Raw genomic sequence first — 23,982 nt, 5'->3', positions numbered from 1 at the left:
ATTTTGTAAATTTGTTTACATTCAAAACGCATAAATTGATTTTAAACACAACACATACAGATAAAAAAACGGATGCAATTATAAATGATTTAGTAGGCAAACCCTATTCGTTTATTCAATCTATTCGAATGAAAGGTACTGGATCTAAACGTATGATTGTAGATGAAGTGAGCCCGAGTTTACAGCGTTACCTCAATATTATATCAGATATAAATTATGCAAGTATTGAATTAAGACCTAGTGGCATTTTAATACACATCAATCAAGGATTAAAAAATTTTAGTTGGGCGATTCCTTTTTATCAGTTAGTGATTTACAAAATAAACGGTTCGAGCATTCATGCACAAGGCAAGTTTATTCACTTCAGAAATAGCAAAACCTTTAAAGAGAATCAGTCTTTTTTTGATAGGCTTTTTGCGAAAAAAATAGCTTTTGATGAACAATACAAATTCATGGGCCTATAATGAAAAAAACGTTTACAATTGAAGCTTTAGATCGCATTATAGAAATGGCATGGGAAGACCGGACACCCTTTGACGCGATTACCTTTCAATTCAATATAAAAGAACAGGAAGTAATTGAACTCATGCGGCGGGAGATGAAACCTAGCAGTTTTAGACTTTGGAGAGCTCGAGTACAAGGACGAACAACCAAACACTCGAAAAAACGCGGTTTTGAAGACGGACGGTTTAAATGCACAAGACAAAAACAAATTACGCACAATAAAATAAGTAAACGATAAATATTTCTAAGACAGGTGTTAAAAAAGTATTACTGGAAATCAATACTTTTAGAAGCGAAGCCCTTTGATCTATTAAAAATAATAAAAAAGAACACAGATGAACAAGACTGATTTAGAAATGCTTACGAAAAAAAATGGTGTTACGTTTAATGGTTTATCTCAAGAAGACATTGGTGACAATCATTTATATACTGGTTTAGAAACACCTATGAAGGCCGATGCCTTTAAAATGAATGATGCAGAAAAGAAAGAAAAAATAGCAGGACTTTTTGAAGAGATTATGGATGTTATGGGCTTAGATCTCACAGATGATTCTCTAAGAGGCACACCAAATCGCGTCGCCAAAATGTACATTGATGAAATTTTTTCTGGATTAAACCCCAATAATAAACCAAAAATTGCTTTATTTGACAATAAGTATCAATATAACCAGATGCTTGTCGAAAAAAATATCACGTTTTACTCCAATTGTGAGCATCACTTTGTTCCTATCATTGGTAAAGCACATGTGTCATACATTTCTTCTGGCAAGGTTATTGGTCTATCAAAGTTAAACCGAATTGTACAATATTTCGCAAAACGACCACAAGTACAAGAACGTTTAACGAATCAAATAGCAAACGAATTAAAACTAATTCTAGAAACAGAAGATATAGCTGTAATTATTGATGCAAAGCATTTATGCGTTTCATCACGTGGTATCAAAGACGATACTTCTACAACTGTAACTGTTTATTATGGAGGCGCTTTTAAATCGCAAGCCAAAATAACTGAATTACAGAATTACCTAAAAGATTGACAATGGACATTTTAAAAAAAGCCTTAGAATTTGAAGAAGCAGGTACTACATTTATTACCACCAATGAACGTATTATAGCTTCTCGTAAAGTAAAAGAACTAATTTTAGGCTTAAATGAAATTTATAAAGAAACAAAAAACCCAGAGCTTATGGACGTGATGAAGCGTCTTACGGCAATGAAACAAAAAATTGAAAAACGATTGAAAGGTCGTCCTACATCATAGAGAATACAGCCTAAGTGCTGCCTTTCGTCTATGCTAAAAATCTCATTAATATTATGAAAAACATACTAGTTATAGGCGGAAGCAAAGGTATTGGCAATGCTATTGTTACTAGCTTATTAAATGGCAATAAGGTAATAAACATAAGTAGAACGCCTCCAGAACATTCTCATCAAAATTTAACACATCACACGTGTGATGTGTTAAAAGATGAGCTCCCTGAATTAGAAGCTTTAGACGTCTTAATTTATTGCCCAGGCAGCATTAACTTGAAACCAATTTCTAGACTAAGCTTAGACGATTTTAGAGCAGATTTCGAAATTAATGTACTTGGTGCAGTCAAAGCTATTCAAAAGTATTTACCAATATTAAAAAACGGTAACGCACCTTCTATCCTATTGTTTAGCACAGTTGCTGCCAAATTAGGCATGCCATTTCATGCCAGTGTAGCCACGGCAAAATCTGGCATTGAAGGTTTAGTAAAATCTTTAGGTGCTGAATTAGCACCAACAATAAGAGTTAATGCCATTGCGCCAACAGTCACAGACACACAATTAGCTTCAAAATTACTTCGCAACGAGAAAATGGTCGACAACATGACCGACCGCCACCCGCTTAAAAAATTCCTGAAACCTGAAGAAGTTGCCAATATGGCAGACTTTTTAATTTCAGAAAAGGCCGCCTCTATTTCAGGTCAAATTTTCGAAATGGACTGCGGGATAGTAAGCTTCAAAATTTAAGCTTATGAATCCCTTTCAAATATTCTTTAAAACGTTTTTTTCTAAACCTTCTGAATCCATTAATACGGGTAACACCCAATCCATTTATGATATTAAAATAAATGCCTTAAATGGAATGCCCATATCATTATCAGACTTTAAAGGCAAACACCTACTATTTGTAAACGTGGCTTCCAAATGTGGCTTTACACCGCAATATAAAGCACTTCAAGAATTAAGTGATGCTTATAAAGCTACTTTAGTAGTCATTGGTGTCCCTTGTAATCAATTTGGAAAACAAGAGCCTGGGGATGCAAAAGACATAACAACGTTCTGTGAGGTAAATTATGGTGTCACTTTTTTAATTACTGAAAAAATTAAGGTTAAAGGAAACGAAAAACACCCACTGTATAAGTGGTTGACTCAAAAATCTAAAAATGGGGTCAGTAACTCTTCAGTAAAATGGAATTTTCAAAAATATTTAGTGAATAACAAGGGCCTATTAGTAGACTATTTCTACTCTGCGACTAATCCGCTAAGTAAAAAAATAACCAAGCACCTATGAAACTAGCTAAACGCATACTGTTTTTTTTGATTATTAACTTTGGGGGTCTCGCTTATGGCAGTTGGCTCATGAACAATGGACCACTAACCGAGTGGTACATTAATCTTAACAAAGCGCCCTGGACACCACCAGGTTGGGTTTTTGGAGCGTCTTGGACACTCATCATGATTTGCTTTTCTATTTATTTAGGCTATTTGTTTTTGAAATTTGACGCGTTAAAATTACGTTTGGCTTTTGTCTTTCAACTCATCTTGAATGTGCTTTGGAACTACGTGTTTTTTAATCAGCATAAAACAGCAATAGGACTCGCAGTTATTGGCGCACTTACCGTGGTTATTTTTACTTTTTTCTTTAGTAATAAAAATGCTATGCAAGCTAAAAGCTATTTGTTATTGCCTTATATGATTTGGCTGTTGATTGCAACTTCTTTGAATGCTTATGTACTATTAAACAACTAATAAAAATCTTCACTACCAAAGTTTCGGAATTCAAAAAATTAAAATAACTAAAAAGACCCCTTTCACGGGCATGCTATGAAAATATACAGACTACACAAAAAACAAAAGCTTCCAATGACTAAAGAACAAGCCTGGGCGTTTTTGTCAAGTCCACAAAATCTTAAAACCATCACTCCAGACTATATGGGGTTCAACATCCTTTCTGGAGCAGATAGACCCATGTTTGCTGGTCAAATCATTCAGTATATTGTGACTCCCATTTTAGGTATCAAAACCAAATGGGTTACAGAAATCACACATGTAAAAGAAGGGGAGTATTTTGTAGACGAGCAGCGTTTTGGTCCGTATGCCTTATGGCACCATAAACATTTTATAAATGAAATTGAAGGTGGTGTCGAAATGGAAGACATTATTGATTACAAGGTTCCCTTGGGATTTTTAGGTCAGTTAGCACATCCTTTTTTAGTTAAACCAAAGCTAAACGAGATTTTTGAGTATCGTACAAAAAAGCTAGAAGCGCTTTTTGGTGTTTATAAATAACAACTACCAAGGTCTTTTTTATGTAAATTATTTAATTATAACTATTAATTTAGTGTGAACTGGCGTCCTTAGATCGAGCTCAAACTGACATCAATAACACTATTGACGGCAACACATCTAAAATGCCATAATAGCCTTATAAAGGTTGAGAAAAAAATTACCGTTTAATCGGGAACGAAAAACCCTCTTTTAAAATGAAACAAACTGTGACTATATTTTGGTTTCGACGCGATTTACGCTTAGATGACAATGTAGGCTTTTATGAAGCTTTAAAATCGGAACATCCTGTTTTACCCCTATTTATTTTCGATAGTGAGATTCTTGATAAACTGCCCGAAACGGATGCGCGCGTAACTTTTATACATAGTACGTTACAAAACATGCGCAAAACCTTGCAAGAGGAACAAGATAGTAGCCTTGCCATGTATTATGGTAAACCTGAAACTGTTTTCAAACAATTAATTGAAGACTATGCCATAGATACCGTTTTTACCAATCATGATTATGAACCCTATGCCAGAACCCGTGACGAAAACATCGAAAAATTACTCAAAAAAAATGCTATTAGCTTTAAAACATTTAAAGACCAAGTCATTTTTGAAAAAGAAGAAGTCACAAAAGATGATGGTAAACCCTATGTAGTTTATACGCCCTACATGAAAAAATGGAAAGCGGCTTTTAAATCGTATGATTTAAAAATTTACTACACCAATGAATTCCTAAACAACCTGATTCAAAATTCAAGACTTCCAAATTTAAGTTTATCAGACATTGGATTTAAAAAAGCCAAACAGGAGATCGCGGAGTATACAGTAACGCCAACGTTGATTCAAGATTACGAAGCGACCAGAAACTTTCCAGCGAAAGACAGCACATCACGGTTAGGGCCTCGTTTGCGCTTTGGCACTGTAAGTATTCGTAAGATGATGAAAAAAGCCATTGCAGAAAATAATGAAATATTCTGGCAAGAACTGATTTGGCGTGAATTTTTCATGCAAATCCTATGGCATTTCCCAGACACTCATAAAGACGCTTTTAAATCGAAATATGACCGTATTGAATGGCGCAATAATGAACAAGAGTTTAAGCTATGGTGTGAAGGAAAAACAGGCTACCCATTAGTAGATGCTGGTATGCGACAATTAAACGAAACCGGATTTATGCACAATCGTGTACGCATGTTGGTGGGTAGTTTTTTATGTAAACATTTACTAATCGATTGGCGCTTAGGGGAAGCCTATTTTGCTGAAAAGCTACACGATTACGAGATGGCAAGTAACGTAGGGAACTGGCAATGGGTGGCAGGTTCTGGTGTAGATGCCTCTCCTTACTTTAGAATTTTTAACCCTACCACTCAAATTGATAAATTTGATAAGGACAGACACTATATTAAACAGTGGGTACCCGAATTTGACACCAATGATTACCCTGAAAAAATGGTAGATCACAAAGAAGCTCGGGAGCGTTGTTTGCAGGTTTATAAGGAAGCCGTGAGTTAATAAAATAATGTTTTAATTTAGTGTAAATTAAAATATTATAAACGTACTAGCCTTTTCATTAAACGATCAACAGACAAATTATAAGAAAAAAACGAAACCTTAAAAAACGGAATACTGGCAAAAACAAAAACCCATTCTCCAAATTCATTATTTTGTAAAAAAGTACACTACGGCCATGCTGCATCTCTTAATACCTCAGAAAAGGAAAAGCGCTTGTTTACTTTAGTCTTTCATGAGTAATGGCATATACTATTTTTTAGAGCTCGATAAAACGAACTCATATTAAAGTCGACAAATAATAAAATGCTGGATAGGCGGCTGAAAAACCCCAAACAAAATCGTTTAATCCCATTACTATTGCAATCGATAAATGAAATAAGAAACCGAAACCTAAAAAGATTAAAGTTATTTGTGGGTCTAAAAATATAACTAACGGAAAGCATATTTCCATTATAATAGTAAGCCAACATAAAGTCAAACACATAAACTTGTTTTTGGTAAGTTTTTCTCTAGTAAATTTCATACCATAGGTATAAGTACTCAAAATACCCTGAATAGCTAAACCGCTTCTCCATTGTTTAGAAAACAATTTTGCAATTCCCGCTACTGTGTACGATAACGATAATTGAAACGCAATAAAGAAAACACCAATTTTTTGAATATTAGGGTCACTTGCAAAAACATAGCATAAAAACACTGTAATAATAAGCAACAACGACATTTGATCTGCGCCATCTAAACCATAAGAATGTCTGTAATACAATAGTAAATTCACACTTAATAATACCACTACAGCAGTACTAAACAGTACACTATTAAATGGTGAGGCATAAATAATTACGGTAGACATTAAAGATAAAGTAATAAGAGAAATCACACCATTTTTAGAATAAATAAGCTTAAAAAACCAACCAAGTTTTCCCATTTGAAACATATCTATACCAATTACTGAATAATCAAAAGCATTTCCTTTTTGAAACATTTTTATAGTGGATAAATATTCGCACGATTTTATAGATAATCCTATAGATAATATTAAAATGATGTAGTAATATATAATTGTAATATCCATGATTTAAAATTTATGAAAAGGTGAATAAAATAAAGGGATTAAATTTCTTTGTCCTCCAATATTTGTAGAATCTAAAACTATAAATTGCCGAGATACTGAAGTCTCTTTTTTCTTTTTATGGCTAAATATCATATTAAGTAATAACATATAACCTTTAGAGAATTTAATTTGATTAACAAGAATCATGTCGTCTATTTCTTTGAGTATCCCTGCATTTTTAATAGCCTTAACCTCAGAAATAGCATCAATGGTTAGTTTGTTTGTTCGTTTATGAGGATTCCAGATAAAGTGATAAAATTTTCGACTTTGTACGACATCGATCTCATGCCAATCACTAAATGCTCCACCATCTAACTTATCTCTATATAAAAGATGGGTATCATACATTCCAGGATTTGGTGCAAAAAAAGTCCAAATGGGTAATATATTAAAAGTGTTTATGACCCGTAGTATTTTACTTTGTTCTCTTACTTTTTCAAATTGCCAAGCAATGGTAAAAAGTAACCAAGCTCCAAAAATTATTAAATATAATATATACATTGTCCTGTTTTTTAATTAAAAGATGCCTTAACTTAAATCAGCTTTACAAACTATTTCCTCAAGACATCTTTATTAATTAATAAATTATTTAGATTTTTTTTTGGCACAAATTAAGTCCTTTCTTAATCTTGCATAAGTATCTAAACTTGGTGAATCTTGATCCATAGATTCTAACGCGCTAAGCTCTTTAATAATACTTTTAAAGTGCACTTGAAAGTCTTGAGGATCTGCTGCAATTGTGCCATAATCTTGGTATACATCGTACGCAAATTTTGCAACGGCTACCACTAATAAAGCTGCAGGTGTAAATGCTAAAACGTCTGCATTTAAAAACTCTACACCATTCTTTTGTGCTTTTTCAATAGTCGTTACATATTTTTCAAAAGTTTCAATTTCTTGTCTTGACAACTTCATGTCCTTAAAGAAGTCATTTTTGCATTCATTTTCCATAATTAAATATTATTTTGGTTTATAATACATGCAAGTTATGTCTTGAACATAAAAATTATAGCAGGAAAAAACTTGTTTTTAAAAAGACATAACACCAAATTAAAAAGGGTGTTTATCCTTAAAAAAAAGAAAATGAATAGGGTTGTTGTGGTCGTTTTTTGGTAATTTCAATGTTTTTAATCTAAAAATTTTTAATCTGTTTTATGGACAAACAGAAAAAAGTATGATCAACACCGTTAAGGAGATAAAAAGCCTCTAATTTTTAAATCTAAGTGTTATAAACCACTGCATTCAAAACAAAAACAAACATGATTATAGACGTACATACTCATATTAATAATTACCACGAAGACCGGGTGGTTTCTCTAGAAGATTGTCTAAACAATCTTACGGATAACATGTTAGAAAACAAGGTAAACTATTCGTTAGTGCTGTCTTCTTATAAAGTTAATGAGCACCGTCCCAGCACAAGGCAGGTTGTTGAAGCTATAAAAGGCCGTGATAACTTAGGTGTTGTTTCTGGTATTAGTTATTTACATTATGACCATAGAGATGTAAGAGAAATAAGTGAATACCTAGAAAATGGCCTCATAAAAGGTTTAAAATTTTATCCAGGCTACGAGCCGTTTTACCCAAACGATATTCGATTGAAACTCATGTACGAAATGGCTATAGAATATGATGTTCCAGTCATGTTTCATTCTGGTGACACCTACGCGCCTACTGGTAAAATAAAATACTCTCACCCCATACATATTGATGATTTAGCAGTAGATTACCCCGATTTAAAAATAGTAATCTGTCATATTGGAAATCCATGGATTAAAGATTGTATGGAAGTCGTCTATAAAAACAAAAACGTGTATGCTGATATTTCAGGATTGGTTCTGGGTAATTTTTCTGAAAAGTTCGAACGCTACATGAAAAAAGAAATTGAAGAAATGATTACGTATGCAGGTGACCCAAATTATTTGTTATACGGTACAGATTGGCCCATTTCTAATATGGAATCTTATTTAAAATTTATGAATCAATTAGAACTAGCAGATGAAAAAAAGGAGTTAATCCTTTGGAAAAATGCGGCTAAGCTCTTTGATATAGATGTAAAAAAGCTTTAATTTTTTACATCTTATTATATAAAAAAAGAGGCTGTCTAAAAAGACGAGTTCATTGTCATATTGAGCCTGTCGAAATATTTTAACCTACTGGTAATAAATATTAGTTTCGACAAGCCCAACCTGACAAAATAAATTTAAAAGTCTTTTTAGACAGCCTCTTTATGTTTTATATAAAGAACTTATTTTAGTTTCCTTCTACTCTTTCAATCTTTGCACCTATACGTTGTAGACGTTCTACTATGTGTTGGTAACCGCGATCAATTTGTTCGATATTATGAATTTTAGAGGTTCCTTTTGCAGATAATGCAGCAATCAATAATGAAATACCTGCTCTAATATCTGGCGACGTCATGGTGGTTGCTTTTAGCTGTGATTTAAAATCATGACCAATAATGGTCGCTCTATGCGGATCACACAAAATAATTTTTGCGCCCATATCAATTATCTTATCTACAAAGAATAAACGGCTTTCAAACATTTTTTGGTGTACTAATACTTCGCCTCTTGCTTGCGTTGCAACAACTAAAACAATGCTTAGTAAGTCTGGAGTAAAACCAGGCCAAGGCGCATCTGCAATCGTTAAAATAGAACCATCAATATAGTTTTGTATTTCGTAACCTTCTTTATGCTCAGGAATATAAATATCGTCTCCACGTCTTTCTAAGGTAATCCCTAGTTTTCTAAATACGTTTGGTATTTGTCCTAAATCAGCCCAACTTACATTTTTAATGGTAAGTTCACTCTTCGTCATAGCTGCAAGACCAATCCAACTACCAATTTCAATCATATCAGGAAGCATGGTATGTTCTGTTCCGCCTAAACGGTCTACGCCTTCTATGGTTAATAAATTAGAACCCACACCAGAGATTTTTGCCCCCATACGATTCAGCATTTTACACAATTGCTGTAAGTAAGGTTCACAAGCCGCGTTGTATATCGTTGTTTTACCTTCTGCTAAAACAGCGGCCATGACAATATTAGCTGTTCCAGTAACCGATGCTTCATCGAGAAGCATGTCTGTTCCTTTAAGTTTTTCAGCCTCTACGCCATAAAAATAATCTTCACGATTATATCTAAATTTCGCACCAAGGTTAATAAAGCCTTCAAAATGGGTATCTAAACGACGACGGCCAATTTTATCACCTCCCGGTTTAGGAATGTACCCTTTTCCAAAACGTGCTAATAAGGGTCCAACAATCATGATTGAGCCACGCAAACCACGCCCTTCTTCTTTAAACAGGGCAGATTCTAAATATTTTAGATTAATGTCGTCTGCTTGAAAAGTATAAGTTCCTTCTGTTATTTTCTCAACTTTAACCCCTAAATTGCCTAAAAGCATCATGAGTTTATTGATATCAATAATATCTGGAATATTATTAATGGTAACTTTTTCAGAAGTCAGCAATACAGCACATAAAATTTGTAATGCTTCGTTTTTCGCGCCTTGAGGCTGTATTTCACCTTTTAGCTGGTGTCCGCCTTCAATAATAAATGTACCCATTTGCTATTTTAATATCGTTTTTTGTTGCGGTTAGATGTATTGGATTTACTTTGAGATCCCTTTTTGCTAGAATGCGTATTGGTATACTTTTTCTTATTACTACTTTTTATTAAACTTGCAGAATCTGTTAATTCTTCCTCTGAATCTTTAAGGTTCAACTCACCATTAGATAATTCGAATAAGTGATTAAAAATCACACTATCTTCCACGGTGTCCTTGTTCCAATTTAAGAAACATTTTTTCATGTGGTTGGCAATAGTATAGATTAACGCTTCTTTCAAATCGCCATCTTCCCATGAAATAGCCACATCAATCATCGTTTTGATATTGTTACCGTAGAAACGGTATTTTGGAAAATTCTGAGGGTATTCTAATGTTTCTGGTCTCTCTTCTAAAAGTTCTTTAGATGGCATTCCATAAGGAGAATCTGCGTCTAACTCAAATTTAGACATGATAAAGAGTTGATCCCAAAGTTTATGCTGAAAATCTGGCACATCACGTAAATGAGGTTGTAGATTTCCCATGACCGAAATAATTGCTTTAGCAACTTTACTGCGTTCTTCTTTAGTCTCTTGCTTAATAGCAAAGTTCACCATTTTTTGAACGTGTCTTCCATATTCTGGAATGATTAAATGCTCACGCTCTGTGTTGTATTCTATGTCGTCTATCAAAATAAAAATGTGTAGAATTAATGTAATGCATTGAAGATTCTAATGCTTTGGCAAAATACAAAAAGTTTAATGTATAACGTAAAAATTATAGAGAAATTACGTTCATAACTTGAATTATTTAGTTAACAAACCCCTGTTACCAATCTATTGGTCCCTTTTCCTCTTTAAAAACAGAAAGCAAGATACTTTCTATAAAGAAATAACCCCTTCTATTTTGGCGGCGACTTCTTTGTATTTTTCAATAACAGCATCAGGATTTTTTAAACGCACATGTATTGAAACGCTGGTGTATTTACCATTACTAGATTCTTTTGTGTTAATCACCGCTCCTAAATGGTTAAAAATAGCTTCGATATCTAAAATTTTTTTCGCATCAGATTTAACAATAAATTTATACAAGTACTCCGTGGGCCATAATGCAGTATCCTGCAACTGCTCTTTTAGCTTCTTATAAAATTCATCTGGATTTTGTTTCTCGCTCATAAGTCTCAAATAAGTTACAAAGATAAGTTATACTTTGCATTTTTTTTATACCTTTTTACCTTGGATTACACATTACAAAATCTATTATAGCTTGAAACTGCTTAAAAACAATCACTTTACTACATTTTCAAATTTTACCATAGCTAGGCTATTCTAAAACGAGTAAAATGTCAGGTTTTATTGCATTTCCAAACTTCATAAAGAATTTTTAGTGCATAATCCAGGTTTAATCACGAATTTTACAGCTAAAATTATACCACAATTGAATACAAAAACTATTGTCATAACCGGTGGTCCAGGAACCGGAAAATCTTCACTAATAAAGGAGTTAACAAAAAGAGGGTTTACCTGCTTTGAAGAAATATCTAGAGACGTGATATTAAAAGCTAGAGAAGAAGGTATTGAGCAGCTTTTTTTAACAGATCCTATAAAGTTTAGTGAATTACTTTTAGAAGGAAGAATTACACAATACAAGGACGCTATTTCAAGTGATAATGAATTCGTGTTTTTAGATCGTGGTATTCCAGATGTGCCCGCGTATATGGATTTTAAAGGCACTAGTTATGCCAATGTTTTTAAGCTCGCCTGCAAAGAACATGTTTATGATTCGGTTTTTATCTTAGCGCCGTGGCAGGATATTTTCACGAGTGATAATGAACGTTATGAAAATTTTGACCAGGCCATAGAAATTCATGAAAAACTGCTAGATACCTACAACAGCTATGGCTATAATTTAAGAGATGTTCCTTTTGGCTCCATTGAAGCTAGAGCAGATTATATTATCGATGTTGTAAAAGTATTGTAATTCGTAGTAATGGAGCATCCTATAAACATATTAGAACGTTATTGGAAATTCACCACATTTAAGCCGCTTCAAGAAGACATTATAAATTCGGTTTTAGCAGGTGAAGACACCTTTGCTCTTTTGCCTACTGGTGGAGGTAAATCGCTATGTTTTCAAATTCCAGCTTTGGCCAAAGAAGGCATTTGTATTGTCGTTTCGCCTTTAGTAGCACTTATGAAAAACCAAGTGCAGGCATTACAAGATAAAGGTATAAAAGCAATGGCTTTAACCAGTGGTATTTCCTATTCGCAATTAGACACACTCTTAGACAATTGTATTTATGGCAATTATAAATTCTTGTATTTATCCCCCGAACGTTTACAACAAGATATTGTTCAAGATAGAATACGGCAAATGCATGTGAATCTTATTGCAGTAGATGAAGCACATTGTATTAGCCAATGGGGAAACGACTTTAGACCAAGCTATAAAAATATTACAAAGTTACGTGAGTTACAGCCCACTGTAAATGTTATTGCTTTAACCGCAAGTGCAACTCCAGAAGTGGTTGAGGACATAATTATAGAACTTGATTTTATTAGTCCGAAAGTATTCCGACAGTCTTTTTCTCGGCCTAATTTAGCCTATATGGTTTTCCACGAAGAAGATAAATATTTCAGGTTAGAGGCTATTTTAAAAAAAAATCCAGCGGCTTCAATCGTCTATGTCAGAAACCGAAAAGCAACATTAGAGGTCAGCCGGTTTTTGGAAAGCAAAGGCTTTACTTCTACTTATTATCATGGCGGACTAACAAACAAAGAGAAGGATGCGGCTCTTGATAACTGGATGCAAAACAGAAAGCAAATTATAGTTGCTACCAGCGCTTTTGGCATGGGTATAGACAAACCCGATGTAAAAACGGTAGTCCATTTAAACTTGCCTGAAAGCATGGAAAGTTATTTTCAAGAAGCTGGACGTGCAGGAAGAAATGGAAACAAGGCATTTGCCGTTATTTTAAAAAACAACGCGGATGAAGGTCTGGTTAAAAACCAGTTTTTAAACGTGCTGCCAAGGGTTGACTTTATAAAGGTAATCTATAGGAAGTTGAGCAGTTATTTTCAAATTCCTTATGGTGAAGGTGTCAATGAAACATTCGATTTCAATTTTAATAAATTTTGTAAGCTTTATAAATTTAATACTGTTTTAGCCTACAATGCCTTACTATTACTAGACAGAACGAGTGTGATAACACTTTCAAAGCAGTTTAACCAAAGAACCATTGTACAGTTTATTGTAAGCAATGCCGCTCTTTTTAACTATTTAGAAACACATTCAGAGAGTAATACGGTCGTAAAATCGATTTTAAGAACTTATGGCGGCATTTTTGAACAGGAAACTAAAATCAATACCAGTTTGGTAGCCGAGAAAGCCTCAGTTAATGAAAATGTTATTTTTGCTGTGCTAAAACAATTAGAAAAAGCTGAGATTATTACATTTAAAAATTCAAAGACAGATGCACAAATAACGTATTTGCAACCGCGAGAAGATGATAATACGATTAATAGCATTTCTACTGTTATAAAACAACAAAACGTACTAAAGGAAAAACAGGTGCTTTCGGTTTTAAACTATATAAATAATGATGACCTTTGTAAAAGCGTACAACTCCTCTCCTATTTTGGAGAAAAAGACGCTTCTGATTGCGGTGTTTGTTCTGTTTGTATTAGTCGAAAACCATCTAAATTAGCGGATTCAAAAGTGATTACCCGAAAAATAATAGAAGCTTTAGAGTCTGAAAATTTATCATCTCGAAGTTTATTTGAGCGTCTAAATTTTTCTGAAACACAAATAAACAGCACATTAAAAGTCTTATTAGAACAAGAAATAATAAGTATTACAAAAACCAATACCTATAAATTAGCACATATATAATGACAAAGGAAAAAGACTTACGGATAGTTTTTATGGGCACACCAGATTTTGCCGTCACCACTTTACAAACACTTGTAGAAAACAACTATACTATTGTTGGTGTTATTACTGCTCCAGACAAACCAGCAGGCCGCGGCCGCAAACTTAACAAAAGTGCTGTAAAAGAATTTGCTGAAGCACAGCATTTAAATATTTTACAACCCACTAATCTTAAAGACGCGGATTTTTTAAAAGAACTAAAAGCCCTAAAGGCAAACCTACAAATAGTGGTAGCCTTTAGAATGTTACCAAAAGCGGTTTGGCAAATGCCTGAGTATGGCACTTTTAATCTTCATGCCTCTCTTTTACCAAACTACCGTGGTGCAGCACCAATTAATTGGGCAATAATAAATGGAGAAACAAAAACTGGGGTATCTACATTCTTTATAGATGAAAAAATAGATACTGGCGCCATGATTCTCCAGGAGGAGCTACCCATTGAAGCCAATGAAAATGCAGGAAGCCTTCACGACAAACTAATGACTCTTGGGAGTACCCTAGTACTAAAAACAGTAAAACTAATAGAAGAAGGCGCTGTTAAGACCATAGCACAACCTGAAGATGCGATTAGCAAAACAGCCTATAAACTAAATACAGAAAATTGTAAAATAGATTGGTCAGCACCAATAGATACTATATATAATAAAATTCGTGGCTTAAGCCCCTACCCCGCTGCCTGGAGCACTTTGCATAACGGAGATACTACTTTAGATGTGAAAATTTATACTTCAGAAAAAGAAGTTGTTGCCCATGACTATGCGGTGGGTCAAATTATTTCCACTAAAAAAGAAACTAAAGTCGCTGTAAAAGAAGGTTTTATAAAAATACTAGAGCTAAAGCTACCAGGAAAACGGACCATGGACATTAAATCTCTTTTAAATGGTTATTCTTTTGAAAAGGATGCAAAAATGGTGTAAAGCCTTATCAACAGTGATAAAGTTAAAAAATCACAAAAAACACCACCTTTATTAACAAATGGTTTAAGTTATCAACAAATTTTGGTATTTCCCTTGCTATTACTTGCATAGTAGCATAATCCGTATAAATTTGTAGAGGATTTAACAAAAATATTGTTTACCAACTATTTATTAATAATTAAAATTTAAATTATGAACAAAACAGATTTAATCGATGCTATGGCAGAACACGCAGGAATTACTAAAGCAGCTTCAAAAAAAGCTTTAGAATGTGCGTTAATTGAAATAGAAGGCGCTTTACAAAAAGGTGACAGAGTTTCATTAGTAGGATTCGGTTCTTGGTCAGTTTCTAAAAGAGCTGCAAGAGATGGAAGAAACCCACAAACTGGAAAAACAATCAAAATCAAAGCGAAAAACGTTGTTAAGTTTAAAGCTGGATCTGATTTATCAAGTGCTGTAAACTAATTATTTACAACATTATATCATTTAAAAGCCTTCTCACGATGTATCGTGGGAAGGCTTTTTTTTTGTATATTAACCTGTATAAACGTTGTGTATTTAATAAATAAACTTTACATTTAATATGATTAAATCCTTTTTATTATGATTTTGACCAAACCAAAAAAAGGGGATTTGTTAATTGCTGAACCATCAATAATTGGAGATTTATCTTTTAATCGGTCCATTGTCTTATTAACAAATCACTCAGAAGAGGGCTCTATTGGTTTTATACTGAACAAGCCTTTAGATTACACGATTAATGATTTAGTTCCCGAAATCAATGCGCCCTTTAAGGTTTATAATGGAGGTCCTGTTGAACAGGATAATCTCTATTTTATACATAAGGTACCAGAATTGATTCCCAATAGCATTGAAATCTCTTTAGGTATTTTTTGGGGAGGCGATTTTGGCGAGGTTTCAAAATTAATCATTGAAGAAAAAATAACTGAGAGGGATATCAAATTCTTTTTAGGTTACTCGGGATGGGAAATCAATCAGTTAGAAGAAGAACTCAAGTCTAATGCTTGGGTGGTAACAAAAAACGTACACAAAAACACCATTATTGAAAAAGATTACGAATTTTTCTGGAAAGAAAAAATGATAGAACTGGGTGGTGACTATAGTATTTGGTCTAACGCTCCAGAAAACCCTACCTATAATTAAGACAATCTTATCTTCACATTTAGTTTTTGAAGTAACACTTTAGAAACAGTATTTGAATAGCTTTTTTTTCTGTACTTTGTTATTGGTTGAATGCCATGAATAACGTTAGTAATAAATAATTCATCAGCTTTTTGAAGTTCAAAAGCAGAGATTGAAGTTTCCTCAATACTATAGTCTGGTAATACCTCTAAAATATCTAGGATTTGCTTACGCATAATGCCTTTTAAGCACCCATCAGTTAAAGGCGGTGTTTTAATTGTTTTTCCTTTTACAAGAAATAAATTTCCGTTTAGCGCTTCAATGACCGTTTTATTGGTATTCAAAAGCAGACAGTTATCTAAGTCATTTTCTTTTGCAAAAATACTACCTAAAACATTTAAGGCCTTATTATTGGTTTTAAGTGTAGATAATAAACTTGGTGCCACATAAAAATCCTTATACAAGTCAACCTCATAATCAGCCTCATTTAGCAAATAAAAATCATTTTCAATGGCCTTTGCTGTAATGACATAACTTACCGCATTTGTTGTTGGACTATACAAACCACCTTCATTTCTATGTACACTAATTTTTATACGAACAGATGTTTGTCCCAAATCATTAGCTTCAATTGTTTTTAAAACTTCAGCTTCAAGAAACTCCATGGTAAAAGTCATAGGGATTTCCATGCGCATGATTCGCATAGACGCCATCAATCTAAAATAATGATCTTCCCAAAATAAAAGCTTTCCATAAGACACTTTTATAGTTTCAAATAAAGCATCACCATAAGCGTAACCTCTATTAGTAATGCTTAAATTTTCTGTGTTTTTATTAAACGTTCCGTTGTAATTAATCATAAAAAAAAGTCCTGAATTACTTCAGGACAAATATAAGTTTAAAATATAAAAATCTTTATGCAGAACCTAATACTTGTTTTAAATCTGAAATTTGATTTTCCCAAAGCATTTTTGCTTCATCGACTTCATCTTCTTCAGCAAAATCGGTAATCATAATGGACACATCTTTTGTAATTTCATCAACCTGTATTCTTATCTCAAAATAATATGGATCGTCTTCATCTACTAACCATTTAAATTTAATGCGCTCTCCACTCTTCTTTGCAATTAACTTTGCTGACTCTTCTGATCCATCCCAAATAAACTTAAAAAGCTCACCTCGAGAGTTTACATTATCTGCAAACCATTCAGATAAACCAGACGGTGTCGAGATATATTGATATAGCAATTGCGGAGAAGCGTGAATAGGAAATTCCAATTCGTATTTTAATTTTTCGTCCATTTGTTGGTTTGTTATAATAATATTTTGTCCAATATATAACATTAATTAGTGTTAAAAAAATTAATATCAAAAAGTGATATTCTATATTAATATCTCTATAAAAAAAATTAAAATTATTAAATTTTATATTTTTAAACAGAACCTATTTTAGAAAATTAGGTGCAGAATTTCTTCAGAAAACGCTTCTATTAGAACTTTATTAACAGTCTCTCGGCCGCTTATATTTCAATAAATAAATTTGATAAAAATCAGACTTGAACTATCAAAAAATCAGACTTGAAATTTAACTCACTTTTTTATTTGTACTAACTATAATAGTTTATATATTTGCACACTTAAAATTATGGCGAGGTAGCTCAGTTGGTTAGAGCGTTGGATTCATAACCCAGAGGTCACGGGATCGTGCCCCGTTCTCGCTACAAGTACAGAAAGGAAAGTCAGAGCTTAGGTTCTGACTTTTTTTGTTTATGTATCCTGTCGTTACGCCCCCTAAGTGTTTTGCTTTAATAAAAAGTAATTATACCTCTATTAGCCTCCTATCGATTGACGCTCTACTGACTCATTATAACCCTCAAATACCTTAATAAAGGCGCATTAAGCAATTATTTAAATGGTTTTTTTGATATTTATTACCCTGCTGCTGCTAACCCGTTCTTTTGTTTATAGGCACTTGGAGAACAGTTGTACACTTCTTTAAAAATGTGCGAGAAATAGCTCCTATTGGTAAGACCTAAGGTATAAACAATTTCAGAAATATTTAAATCTGTTGTTTTAATGAGTTCTTCAGATTTTGTTACCCTTACAAACCTTATGTACTCATTTAACGTTTTTTCGTGCATTAACTTAAAGCCTTTTTGAGCTTTCTTAGTGTTTAAACCAAATTTTGAACATAAGCCGCTCACCCCCAAATCTGTTTCTGGAAAGTTTTTTATGAACTGAGAGAGCTCATTAATTTGTTTTAACTCAGACTTTGTTAATGCTTTTGTTAAAGCTTGAGGTCTGGAAAGGTCTAATGTGTAGTGCTCTATTTTCATAGATAAAATCACATAAATTAACCCTTCGGTTAATACTCTTTTTACAATCCCTTCTTTTGATCTGTTTACTAATCGTTCAATATGTTCCGTAATTTTTAAATTACTAGAGCCGTTATAAATAAAATCCTGAGTCTGACCTTCAACAAAAAGTTTTGAAACCATTTTATTAATACTACTATTAGCTAAACTCGTCTTAGAAGTATTTACAGCGATTAGCACACAATGTACCTGCTCGTTTTTAGGGAAGTAAAGATGATTTTCTTCCGTTTCAATAGGTGCAGAAATATGGGTATGGTAGGTTTGAATGGAATTGACTAATTTGTTTTTTTCAAAGCTTTGAGATATATTTCCTTCAATACAGTATAAAAAATTTACAACCGAACCTTTTGGAGTATCTAATTTAATGGTGATGTCTTCATTAAATTTTACATCAAACTCAATAAATAAAATGTCACTATCTAATTCGACTCCTTTAATAGTCCCACGAACCAAAGCGCTATCAAGGTTTACTTCATATTCTTTTGGATGAGTACTGTCGTTGGTATAATCTATTCTTACCGCCCCAATAGCGCATTCAAGACTTTCGAAAAAAGTTTTTAAATTATTGATAGTCATTCGTTAAATTTTCATGGTTATTACCTGTTATTATTTATTGTCTATAAACACTAATGAAACGTTTTAATTTAAAAAAATTAAATATTCTATCTCAATGCATTAGCATGTAATTCCTGGAGCTTAGTATTTTCTCTGAGGTTTGAAGTTATACCAAATTGTTTAGAAAAAACTTTACCAACTCTTGCGAACTGCTTTAACGGGTTCTTAGGTTTCTGTTCCATATATTTTATTGAAGGTTATTTTTTTAAACAAATATATGAAGCGATAAGACTCAATTTATTACATAATTATTTGATATTGTTGTAAGATTTATCGAATGAAGCAAATAAAATCATAAATTATGGACATACCAAGCATTAAAAACGAAGACCAATATGAAGCTTTAAAAGATAAAGGTTATAGTAAGGAGAAAGCGGCAAGAATAGCAAACACACCAAATGCCGGCAAAAAAGGCGGTAACGCTAAGCCCTATGAAGCGTGGTCAAAAGAAGAGCTCTATGAACAGGCCAAAAACGTTGGTATCGATGGCCGATCTAAAATGACAAAGGATGCGTTAATTAAAGCTTTAAGAACTAATTAGCGCCCCTAATACTCTTTGAAAGCTGGGTTACGTCTTAGCATTAAAAGGGAAGTTAAATATAAAACTTGTGTTTTTTCCTTTTCACTTTCTACAGCTATACAAGTACCATATCAAACAATAATACGTTTTGCAACCGTATAATGATTATAAGTATTCTTCTTTTTAATGGGTTTAGAAACACGGCCCTGTTTATCTAAACTTAAACCAATTCCTTTGTTTTATTTCCAAACTAAAACAAGGACTGTTCTTTTGATTTTAAAAAAGTTTTACTTTTAAATAGTGAGCAGCTAACCTAATACCATAAAAAGAAGGAATTATACAACTATTTAGCTTAATTGTACAAGATTTCATTTTTAATTTGGCATAACTTTGATTGAATGATGTATTCTTAATTACATTAAATAGCAAAAATAGTGTTAAACGAAGTACTCTGAGAGTTTTAAAATTACTTTTCACTTCTAAATCATTAAGAACTTAAACGGGGAATTTCAGCACTATTTAAAACCCTCGTCACTCGTTATGCTAAAGCTTTTAAATCATATTCTCAAATTATTTTTTATTACTTGGTGGGCTGGCTTACTTATTATTAAAGATTATGAAATTTTTAATTTTATATTCCTCGTTATAAGTGCGATCACTCTTACTTATGTTAGCCTTCCTATTTCACTTAAAATCAAGCCATAACATATTTGAATAATGGAGAAAACAGCGCGTCCTAGCAAGGATACTTTTAAAAAGCAGTATCAAAAAAAAGCAATGTTTTAACTAAGAATATTTTTCAGATAACAACTCCTAATGCGTTTATTTATAAACATTTACGTCGCAATGAGCTTTTAAACTAAAGTATGTTAAATACGCTTTTGGCGCGTAATGCTGTTCATTTTAAAATACATTATAGTTCAATCACATCGCATGATTTAATTCTTTTTGCGAGCACCTCTTTTTTTGTGCGCGTCATCTTTTTTACCGTATTGATTATAATGCGTTTCTTTTAAAGGTCCTTTTTCATCTGTAGTATTTTGATGTAGTTTCTTTTCGTGTTCTGTCTTAGGGTTTTCTCTATCTAATGTCATTACTTAATATTTTTTAGGGTTATATTAAAATTAAAGATCATGACGACGATACGATATCCCAATCACGATCTCTATAAATTTGCAAATGTTAAATTAAGCCATCGCCTTTTCATTCAGCCTTCCTTCGGCTAAATTGCCTAGTTTATTATCTGCATTATATTCTTCATCTAAGGTTTGTTGCAATTTTTCAGCAATGCCTTTATGTCCTAATTCTTTTGCAAAACGCACTGCGGTTCCATAACCAGATATTTCATAATGTTCAACGCGTTGTGCTTCAGCAATTAATCCTACGTCCATGACCTCTTTATCTTCTGCTTCACTCATAAACCCTTCGGCCTCTTTTATAAGCCCTTCCATAGCATTGCATTTCTCGCCACCAGGACTAACCCCTAATTCTTTACAAATTTCTTCTAATCGTGCTTTTTGGGTTTTAGTTTCTTCTAAATGTCTTTCAAATACAGCTTTCAACTTTGAGTCTGTTGCTTTATTTGCCATTTTTGGTAATGCATTTAACAACTGACTTTCTGCACTATATAAATCCTTTAATTGATGTTCAAATAATTTCTGTAAATTTTTCATGATTTCTAAAATTTTAAGTTCGTATCCTTTAACATACAAAATCACTTTGATATTTATTGATTCAATACCTATCTGTTTTAACTCAAAAAACCCATAAAATAAAACAGTTTGCTGATGCCTTGAAACCTGAGTGGCTACGCCTATTTTTTTTTATAGCCTAGAATACAACAGCAGTCCTAAATCTTAGAATAGTATTAAAGGCTTTTAAATAAGTCTCATTTTTTGGAATACGGGGTAAGAAACCCTTTGGAAACACTCTAAAAAAGTAGTCGTTGGATGAAACTACTATTAGCAAATAAAAAAGGCTGTTTACTTGATTGTAAACAGCCTTTTGAATTTTTATCCGATGCTCGTTTTATTGTAGTGCTTTTACTAAATCTTGTAAAGACACTTTAGACTGCTCACCAGAGCTCATCTGCTTTAAGGTATAAACGCTGTTATTCATTTCCTCGTCACCCACTAAAACCACAAATGGAATGTTGCGCTTATTTGCATAATTCATTTGCTTTTTCATGTGTTTTCCATTCGTAATCTGATCAGGATATAACTCTGCATTAATTCCTGCCTCACGCAATGTTTTTATCGCTTTTAAACAAAACAAGGCCTCTTGGTCTCCAAAGTTAATAAAGAGCACCTCAGTGCTTTTAGTAATCGTTTCAGGAAACAAGCCTAACTCCTCAAGGACTAAGTAAATACGGTCCAAACCAAAACTAATACCCACGCCACTTACATTGGGTAATCCAAAAATTCCAGTTAAGTCATCATATCTTCCGCCACCGCCAATCGAGCCCATAGCTACACCTTCTGGTGCAGAGACTTCAAAAATAGCGCCGGTGTAATAATTTAATCCGCGTGCTAAGGTCACATCTAATTGTAAGTTTGCCGATTTTAACCCCAGTGCATCAATTGCTTTATTGATAAAGTCTAATTCTTCAATTCCTTTTTTTCCTTCTTCGGAAGTGCTAAGTATGCCTTTTAAACTTTCAATTTGCGCCTCAAAAGTCCCTGTTAAAGAAAACAAAGGTTGTAATTTATCTATTCCGGCTTGCGGAATCCCTTTAGCTAACATTTCTTCTTTGACTTTTTCCTCGCCTATTTTGTCTAGTTTATCTAAGGCGACCGTGAAGTCAATTAATTTATCACTGGCGCCAATCACTTCGGCAATACCCGATAATATTTTTCGGTTGTTAATTTTAATCGTTGTGCCTTTTAAACCTAAAGCTGTAAATATAGTATCGTACAACTGTACAAATTCTACTTCTTGCCATAAGGAGTCGCTACCAACCACATCTGCATCACACTGGTAGAACTCTCTAAAACGCCCTTTTTGCGGACGGTCTGCACGCCAAACGGGTTGCATTTGGTAGCGTTTAAATGGGAACTCAATATCGTTTTGGTGTTGCACGACGTAACGTGCGAATGGGACTGTTAAGTCGTAGCGTAGGGCTTTCTCTGAAATCTGAGGTGTAATCTTTATTGCGTTTTTATCTAAGTAGCTTCTATTATCTACTTTCGATAAATAATCACCACTATTCAAAATCTTAAAAATCAAGCGATCCCCTTCTTCACCATACTTCCCCATTAAAGTATCAGAGTTTTCAAAACTTGGCGTTTCTATAGGTTGAAATCCGAAGGTTTCAAACTGCGCTTTTATTGTAGCAAAAATATAGTTGCGTTTTGCAACTTGTTCTGGATTAAAATCTCTGGTGCCTTTTGGTATGCTTGGTTTTTGTGCCATGTGTATTCCTTTTAAAAAAGGGCTCGTTTTAATGATTCTTAGTTTGTTTCACTTCGATAAAGCTTGTCTTGTGTCTAGCCGAAGGCCTCAATGGGACAAAAATATATAATTATAAACGTCATTGCGCGCTTTTCATTAGAAAAAATTAGCCTGTACTGAGCGCAGTCGAAGTATCGCAATCTCATGACCTGTTCTCAAATTAATAATTGAAATACTATTTATGAGAGTGCCACGTCCTTCGTCCTCGCGATGACAGACTAATTATTAATTTATAAGCTTAAACAAATACTCATACAACTCGCCTTTTGTAATATTTGCCCCTTGCTGTATTAAGGTAAACCGATCTAAATTTTTATCGTCGCTATAGTCTTTTTTTGCTTGTACGAATTCAACCGCATCATCCATTAAATTGCTACGCAACCAATTAAAACCCTCTGTTGTGGTCAAATCTACATCTGTCGTTACTTTCACCCCTATTAAATGCATGTGCTCTTCATTTAAAGCAAACAAATGCATGTCTTTTGGTGAAATGTGTTCTAAATATTTAGCATGATTTAAAACGCCTTCCCAAACCAAATCACTAAATACATCTAATTCTTGCTCTGCAACTTCTGGATTATTAGTTTTGATATCCTCCCACTCCCCTGCGCTTATCGTTTGTGAGGCTAAAAAATTAATAAACTCTTGGTGGAGTTCTTCAAATTGTTCTTTTGTAAGTCTAGAATACTTCATTATAGTCTTTTTTGTCATTTTAGTCATTTTCGTATAGCCGAAAACCTTTCTGTTTTATTTTTTATTGCTGTGTCCGAATCCAAAAACTTTAGGACAAAACCTGAAAGTATATTGCTTATTTTAAATCCCTACACGG

At 33.3% G+C, this 23,982-nt stretch carries 29 protein-coding genes and 1 tRNA gene; 17 read left to right on the top strand and 13 right to left on the bottom strand.

Annotation, left to right across the window (positions count from 1 at the left end; genetic code table 11):
- Nucleotides 1–35: 35 nt before the first annotated feature.
- The 9 genes from GQ46_RS16450 (at nt 36) to GQ46_RS16410 (ending at nt 5,543) form a co-directional block, all read left to right on the top strand.
- Nucleotides 36–464, top strand: coding sequence for a hypothetical protein (locus GQ46_RS16450; protein WP_044404102.1), 429 nt, complete (start codon nt 36–38; stop codon nt 462–464).
- The gene (locus GQ46_RS16445) at nt 464–742 is read left to right on the top strand and encodes a TIGR03643 family protein (RefSeq protein ID WP_044404099.1); all 279 of its coding nucleotides are present in this window, start codon (nt 464–466) and stop codon (nt 740–742) included. The genes GQ46_RS16450 and GQ46_RS16445 overlap by 1 nt, the downstream gene beginning before the upstream one ends.
- 97 nt (nt 743–839) lie before the next feature.
- Entirely contained in the window at nt 840–1,541 is a 702-nt protein-coding gene (folE, locus tag GQ46_RS16440; RefSeq protein ID WP_044404096.1) for a GTP cyclohydrolase I FolE, read from the top strand.
- A 2-nt stretch (nt 1,542–1,543) separates the two neighbouring features.
- The gene (locus GQ46_RS16435) at nt 1,544–1,765 is read left to right on the top strand and encodes a hypothetical protein (RefSeq protein ID WP_044404093.1); all 222 of its coding nucleotides are present in this window, start codon (nt 1,544–1,546) and stop codon (nt 1,763–1,765) included.
- Between the two features lie 53 nt (nt 1,766–1,818).
- Entirely contained in the window at nt 1,819–2,502 is a 684-nt protein-coding gene (locus GQ46_RS16430; RefSeq protein ID WP_044404090.1) for an SDR family NAD(P)-dependent oxidoreductase, read from the top strand.
- Between the two features lie 4 nt (nt 2,503–2,506).
- Nucleotides 2,507–3,046 (top strand): glutathione peroxidase, encoded by a 540-nt coding sequence (locus GQ46_RS16425; protein WP_044404087.1) that lies wholly within the window; start codon nt 2,507–2,509, stop codon nt 3,044–3,046.
- Nucleotides 3,043–3,504: a TspO/MBR family protein gene (locus tag GQ46_RS16420; RefSeq protein ID WP_044404084.1), complete on the top strand. Its 462-nt coding sequence runs from the start codon at nt 3,043–3,045 to the stop codon at nt 3,502–3,504. Before GQ46_RS16425 ends, GQ46_RS16420 begins: the two co-directional genes overlap by 4 nt.
- Nucleotides 3,505–3,579: 75 nt before the next feature.
- Nucleotides 3,580–4,044 (top strand): SRPBCC family protein, encoded by a 465-nt coding sequence (locus GQ46_RS16415; RefSeq protein ID WP_044404081.1) that lies wholly within the window; start codon nt 3,580–3,582, stop codon nt 4,042–4,044.
- Nucleotides 4,045–4,238: 194 nt separating this feature from the next.
- A complete protein-coding gene (locus GQ46_RS16410) occupies nt 4,239–5,543 on the top strand; it encodes a deoxyribodipyrimidine photo-lyase (protein ID WP_044404078.1) in 1,305 nt (434 codons plus the stop codon).
- Between the two features lie 277 nt (nt 5,544–5,820).
- Here GQ46_RS16410 and GQ46_RS16405 read toward each other — a convergent pair whose 3' ends face one another.
- The 3 genes from GQ46_RS16405 to GQ46_RS16395 form a co-directional block, all read right to left on the bottom strand.
- On the bottom strand, nt 5,821–6,615 hold the full coding sequence (locus GQ46_RS16405) for a hypothetical protein (protein WP_156133267.1): 795 nt from the start codon (nt 6,613–6,615) through the stop codon (nt 5,821–5,823).
- A gap of 3 nt (nt 6,616–6,618) precedes the next feature.
- Entirely contained in the window at nt 6,619–7,155 is a 537-nt protein-coding gene (locus tag GQ46_RS17290; RefSeq protein WP_052503513.1) for a hypothetical protein, read from the bottom strand.
- An 84-nt stretch (nt 7,156–7,239) separates the two neighbouring features.
- Entirely contained in the window at nt 7,240–7,605 is a 366-nt protein-coding gene (locus GQ46_RS16395) for a hypothetical protein (RefSeq protein ID WP_044404073.1), read from the bottom strand.
- A gap of 308 nt (nt 7,606–7,913) precedes the next feature.
- On the opposite strand from GQ46_RS16395, the gene GQ46_RS16390 reads away from it, so the two are divergent.
- Entirely contained in the window at nt 7,914–8,723 is an 810-nt protein-coding gene (locus GQ46_RS16390) for an amidohydrolase family protein (RefSeq protein ID WP_044404071.1), read from the top strand.
- Nucleotides 8,724–8,907: 184 nt separating this feature from the next.
- Here the strand turns inward: GQ46_RS16390 and murA are convergent, their stop codons facing one another.
- The 3 genes from murA to GQ46_RS16375 form a co-directional block, all read right to left on the bottom strand.
- Nucleotides 8,908–10,224: a UDP-N-acetylglucosamine 1-carboxyvinyltransferase gene (gene murA, locus GQ46_RS16385; protein ID WP_044404068.1), complete on the bottom strand. Its 1,317-nt coding sequence runs from the start codon at nt 10,222–10,224 to the stop codon at nt 8,908–8,910.
- Between the two features lie 8 nt (nt 10,225–10,232).
- Nucleotides 10,233–10,895, bottom strand: a complete 663-nt coding sequence (locus tag GQ46_RS16380) for a DUF4290 domain-containing protein (protein ID WP_044404065.1) — start codon at nt 10,893–10,895, stop codon at nt 10,233–10,235.
- Nucleotides 10,896–11,084: 189 nt separating this feature from the next.
- Entirely contained in the window at nt 11,085–11,378 is a 294-nt protein-coding gene (locus GQ46_RS16375; protein ID WP_044404063.1) for a DUF493 family protein, read from the bottom strand.
- 262 nt (nt 11,379–11,640) lie between these two features.
- Here GQ46_RS16375 and GQ46_RS16370 point away from each other — a divergent pair, with 262 nt between their 5' ends.
- From GQ46_RS16370 to GQ46_RS16350, 5 genes are all read left to right on the top strand, one after another.
- Nucleotides 11,641–12,183, top strand: a complete 543-nt coding sequence (locus tag GQ46_RS16370; protein WP_044405266.1) for an AAA family ATPase — start codon at nt 11,641–11,643, stop codon at nt 12,181–12,183.
- 9 nt (nt 12,184–12,192) lie between these two features.
- On the top strand, nt 12,193–14,094 hold the full coding sequence (locus GQ46_RS16365) for an ATP-dependent DNA helicase RecQ (protein WP_044404062.1): 1,902 nt from the start codon (nt 12,193–12,195) through the stop codon (nt 14,092–14,094).
- Nucleotides 14,094–15,050 carry a methionyl-tRNA formyltransferase gene (gene fmt, locus GQ46_RS16360; protein ID WP_044404060.1) on the top strand — a complete coding sequence of 319 codons (957 nt, stop codon included), beginning with the start codon at nt 14,094–14,096 and terminating at the stop codon, nt 15,048–15,050. The genes GQ46_RS16365 and fmt overlap by 1 nt, the downstream gene beginning before the upstream one ends.
- A gap of 192 nt (nt 15,051–15,242) precedes the next feature.
- The gene (locus GQ46_RS16355) at nt 15,243–15,515 is read left to right on the top strand and encodes an HU family DNA-binding protein (protein ID WP_044404057.1); all 273 of its coding nucleotides are present in this window, start codon (nt 15,243–15,245) and stop codon (nt 15,513–15,515) included.
- 138 nt (nt 15,516–15,653) lie between these two features.
- Nucleotides 15,654–16,214 (top strand): YqgE/AlgH family protein, encoded by a 561-nt coding sequence (locus GQ46_RS16350; RefSeq protein WP_044404055.1) that lies wholly within the window; start codon nt 15,654–15,656, stop codon nt 16,212–16,214.
- On the opposite strand, the gene GQ46_RS16345 is transcribed toward GQ46_RS16350, so the two are convergent.
- Both GQ46_RS16345 and GQ46_RS16340 read right to left on the bottom strand, forming a co-directional pair.
- Nucleotides 16,211–17,053 (bottom strand): aminotransferase class IV, encoded by an 843-nt coding sequence (locus tag GQ46_RS16345; RefSeq protein ID WP_044404053.1) that lies wholly within the window; start codon nt 17,051–17,053, stop codon nt 16,211–16,213. The genes GQ46_RS16350 and GQ46_RS16345 overlap by 4 nt on opposite strands.
- A gap of 55 nt (nt 17,054–17,108) precedes the next feature.
- Nucleotides 17,109–17,495, bottom strand: a complete 387-nt coding sequence (locus GQ46_RS16340) for an START-like domain-containing protein (RefSeq protein ID WP_044405264.1) — start codon at nt 17,493–17,495, stop codon at nt 17,109–17,111.
- A 345-nt stretch (nt 17,496–17,840) separates the two neighbouring features.
- Here GQ46_RS16340 and GQ46_RS16335 point away from each other — a divergent pair.
- Nucleotides 17,841–17,914 (top strand) — tRNA-Met (locus tag GQ46_RS16335).
- Between the two features lie 210 nt (nt 17,915–18,124).
- Here GQ46_RS16335 and GQ46_RS16330 read toward each other — a convergent pair.
- A complete protein-coding gene (locus GQ46_RS16330; protein WP_052503512.1) occupies nt 18,125–19,144 on the bottom strand; it encodes an AraC family transcriptional regulator in 1,020 nt (339 codons plus the stop codon).
- A gap of 340 nt (nt 19,145–19,484) precedes the next feature.
- Between GQ46_RS16330 and GQ46_RS16325 the strand changes: the two genes are divergently transcribed.
- Complete coding sequence (locus GQ46_RS16325; RefSeq protein ID WP_044404047.1) at nt 19,485–19,724, top strand: hypothetical protein; 240 nt, start codon at nt 19,485–19,487, stop codon at nt 19,722–19,724.
- A gap of 917 nt (nt 19,725–20,641) precedes the next feature.
- Here GQ46_RS16325 and GQ46_RS17905 read toward each other — a convergent pair.
- The 4 genes from GQ46_RS17905 to GQ46_RS16310 all read right to left on the bottom strand — a co-directional run bounded on the left by GQ46_RS17905 (nt 20,642) and on the right by GQ46_RS16310 (nt 23,846).
- Nucleotides 20,642–20,797 carry a hypothetical protein gene (locus GQ46_RS17905; RefSeq protein WP_197077369.1) on the bottom strand — a complete coding sequence of 52 codons (156 nt, stop codon included), beginning with the start codon at nt 20,795–20,797 and terminating at the stop codon, nt 20,642–20,644.
- Between the two features lie 93 nt (nt 20,798–20,890).
- Nucleotides 20,891–21,376, bottom strand: a complete 486-nt coding sequence (locus tag GQ46_RS16320; RefSeq protein WP_044404044.1) for a ferritin-like domain-containing protein — start codon at nt 21,374–21,376, stop codon at nt 20,891–20,893.
- Between the two features lie 355 nt (nt 21,377–21,731).
- Nucleotides 21,732–23,114 carry a histidine--tRNA ligase gene (gene hisS / locus GQ46_RS16315; protein ID WP_044404041.1) on the bottom strand — a complete coding sequence of 461 codons (1,383 nt, stop codon included), beginning with the start codon at nt 23,112–23,114 and terminating at the stop codon, nt 21,732–21,734.
- 264 nt (nt 23,115–23,378) lie between these two features.
- Entirely contained in the window at nt 23,379–23,846 is a 468-nt protein-coding gene (locus tag GQ46_RS16310; RefSeq protein ID WP_044405258.1) for a DUF6495 family protein, read from the bottom strand.
- Nucleotides 23,847–23,982 lie beyond the last annotated feature (136 nt).

Source organism: Lacinutrix sp. Hel_I_90, from assembly GCF_000934685.1.
GTDB lineage: Bacteria > Bacteroidota > Bacteroidia > Flavobacteriales > Flavobacteriaceae > Lacinutrix.
The sequence above is the reverse complement of the archived record's forward strand: the minus strand, read 5'-3'. Positions and strand labels throughout refer to the sequence as shown.

What these genes read in the sequence shown, in the direction of transcription:
- GQ46_RS16445 (WP_044404099.1), top strand. Translation starts at nt 464, where the DNA reads ATGAAAAAAACGTTTACAATTGAAGCTTTAGATCGCATTATAGAAATG.
- folE (WP_044404096.1), top strand. Translation starts at nt 840, where the DNA reads ATGAACAAGACTGATTTAGAAATGCTTACGAAAAAAAATGGTGTTACG.
- GQ46_RS16435 (WP_044404093.1), top strand. Translation starts at nt 1,544, where the DNA reads ATGGACATTTTAAAAAAAGCCTTAGAATTTGAAGAAGCAGGTACTACA.
- GQ46_RS16430 (WP_044404090.1), top strand. Translation starts at nt 1,819, where the DNA reads ATGAAAAACATACTAGTTATAGGCGGAAGCAAAGGTATTGGCAATGCT.
- GQ46_RS16425 (WP_044404087.1), top strand. Translation starts at nt 2,507, where the DNA reads ATGAATCCCTTTCAAATATTCTTTAAAACGTTTTTTTCTAAACCTTCT.
- GQ46_RS16420 (WP_044404084.1), top strand. Translation starts at nt 3,043, where the DNA reads ATGAAACTAGCTAAACGCATACTGTTTTTTTTGATTATTAACTTTGGG.
- GQ46_RS16415 (WP_044404081.1), top strand. Translation starts at nt 3,580, where the DNA reads ATGAAAATATACAGACTACACAAAAAACAAAAGCTTCCAATGACTAAA.
- GQ46_RS16410 (WP_044404078.1), top strand. Translation starts at nt 4,239, where the DNA reads ATGAAACAAACTGTGACTATATTTTGGTTTCGACGCGATTTACGCTTA.
- GQ46_RS16405 (WP_156133267.1), bottom strand. Translation starts at nt 6,615, where the DNA reads ATGGATATTACAATTATATATTACTACATCATTTTAATATTATCTATA.
- GQ46_RS17290 (WP_052503513.1), bottom strand. Translation starts at nt 7,155, where the DNA reads ATGTATATATTATATTTAATAATTTTTGGAGCTTGGTTACTTTTTACC.
- GQ46_RS16395 (WP_044404073.1), bottom strand. Translation starts at nt 7,605, where the DNA reads ATGGAAAATGAATGCAAAAATGACTTCTTTAAGGACATGAAGTTGTCA.
- GQ46_RS16390 (WP_044404071.1), top strand. Translation starts at nt 7,914, where the DNA reads ATGATTATAGACGTACATACTCATATTAATAATTACCACGAAGACCGG.
- murA (WP_044404068.1), bottom strand. Translation starts at nt 10,224, where the DNA reads ATGGGTACATTTATTATTGAAGGCGGACACCAGCTAAAAGGTGAAATA.
- GQ46_RS16375 (WP_044404063.1), bottom strand. Translation starts at nt 11,378, where the DNA reads ATGAGCGAGAAACAAAATCCAGATGAATTTTATAAGAAGCTAAAAGAG.
- GQ46_RS16365 (WP_044404062.1), top strand. Translation starts at nt 12,193, where the DNA reads ATGGAGCATCCTATAAACATATTAGAACGTTATTGGAAATTCACCACA.
- fmt (WP_044404060.1), top strand. Translation starts at nt 14,094, where the DNA reads ATGACAAAGGAAAAAGACTTACGGATAGTTTTTATGGGCACACCAGAT.
- GQ46_RS16355 (WP_044404057.1), top strand. Translation starts at nt 15,243, where the DNA reads ATGAACAAAACAGATTTAATCGATGCTATGGCAGAACACGCAGGAATT.
- GQ46_RS16350 (WP_044404055.1), top strand. Translation starts at nt 15,654, where the DNA reads ATGATTTTGACCAAACCAAAAAAAGGGGATTTGTTAATTGCTGAACCA.
- GQ46_RS16345 (WP_044404053.1), bottom strand. Translation starts at nt 17,053, where the DNA reads ATGATTAATTACAACGGAACGTTTAATAAAAACACAGAAAATTTAAGC.
- GQ46_RS16340 (WP_044405264.1), bottom strand. Translation starts at nt 17,495, where the DNA reads ATGGACGAAAAATTAAAATACGAATTGGAATTTCCTATTCACGCTTCT.
- GQ46_RS16330 (WP_052503512.1), bottom strand. Translation starts at nt 19,144, where the DNA reads ATGACTATCAATAATTTAAAAACTTTTTTCGAAAGTCTTGAATGCGCT.
- GQ46_RS16325 (WP_044404047.1), top strand. Translation starts at nt 19,485, where the DNA reads ATGGACATACCAAGCATTAAAAACGAAGACCAATATGAAGCTTTAAAA.
- GQ46_RS17905 (WP_197077369.1), bottom strand. Translation starts at nt 20,797, where the DNA reads ATGACATTAGATAGAGAAAACCCTAAGACAGAACACGAAAAGAAACTA.
- GQ46_RS16320 (WP_044404044.1), bottom strand. Translation starts at nt 21,376, where the DNA reads ATGAAAAATTTACAGAAATTATTTGAACATCAATTAAAGGATTTATAT.
- hisS (WP_044404041.1), bottom strand. Translation starts at nt 23,114, where the DNA reads ATGGCACAAAAACCAAGCATACCAAAAGGCACCAGAGATTTTAATCCA.
- GQ46_RS16310 (WP_044405258.1), bottom strand. Translation starts at nt 23,846, where the DNA reads ATGAAGTATTCTAGACTTACAAAAGAACAATTTGAAGAACTCCACCAA.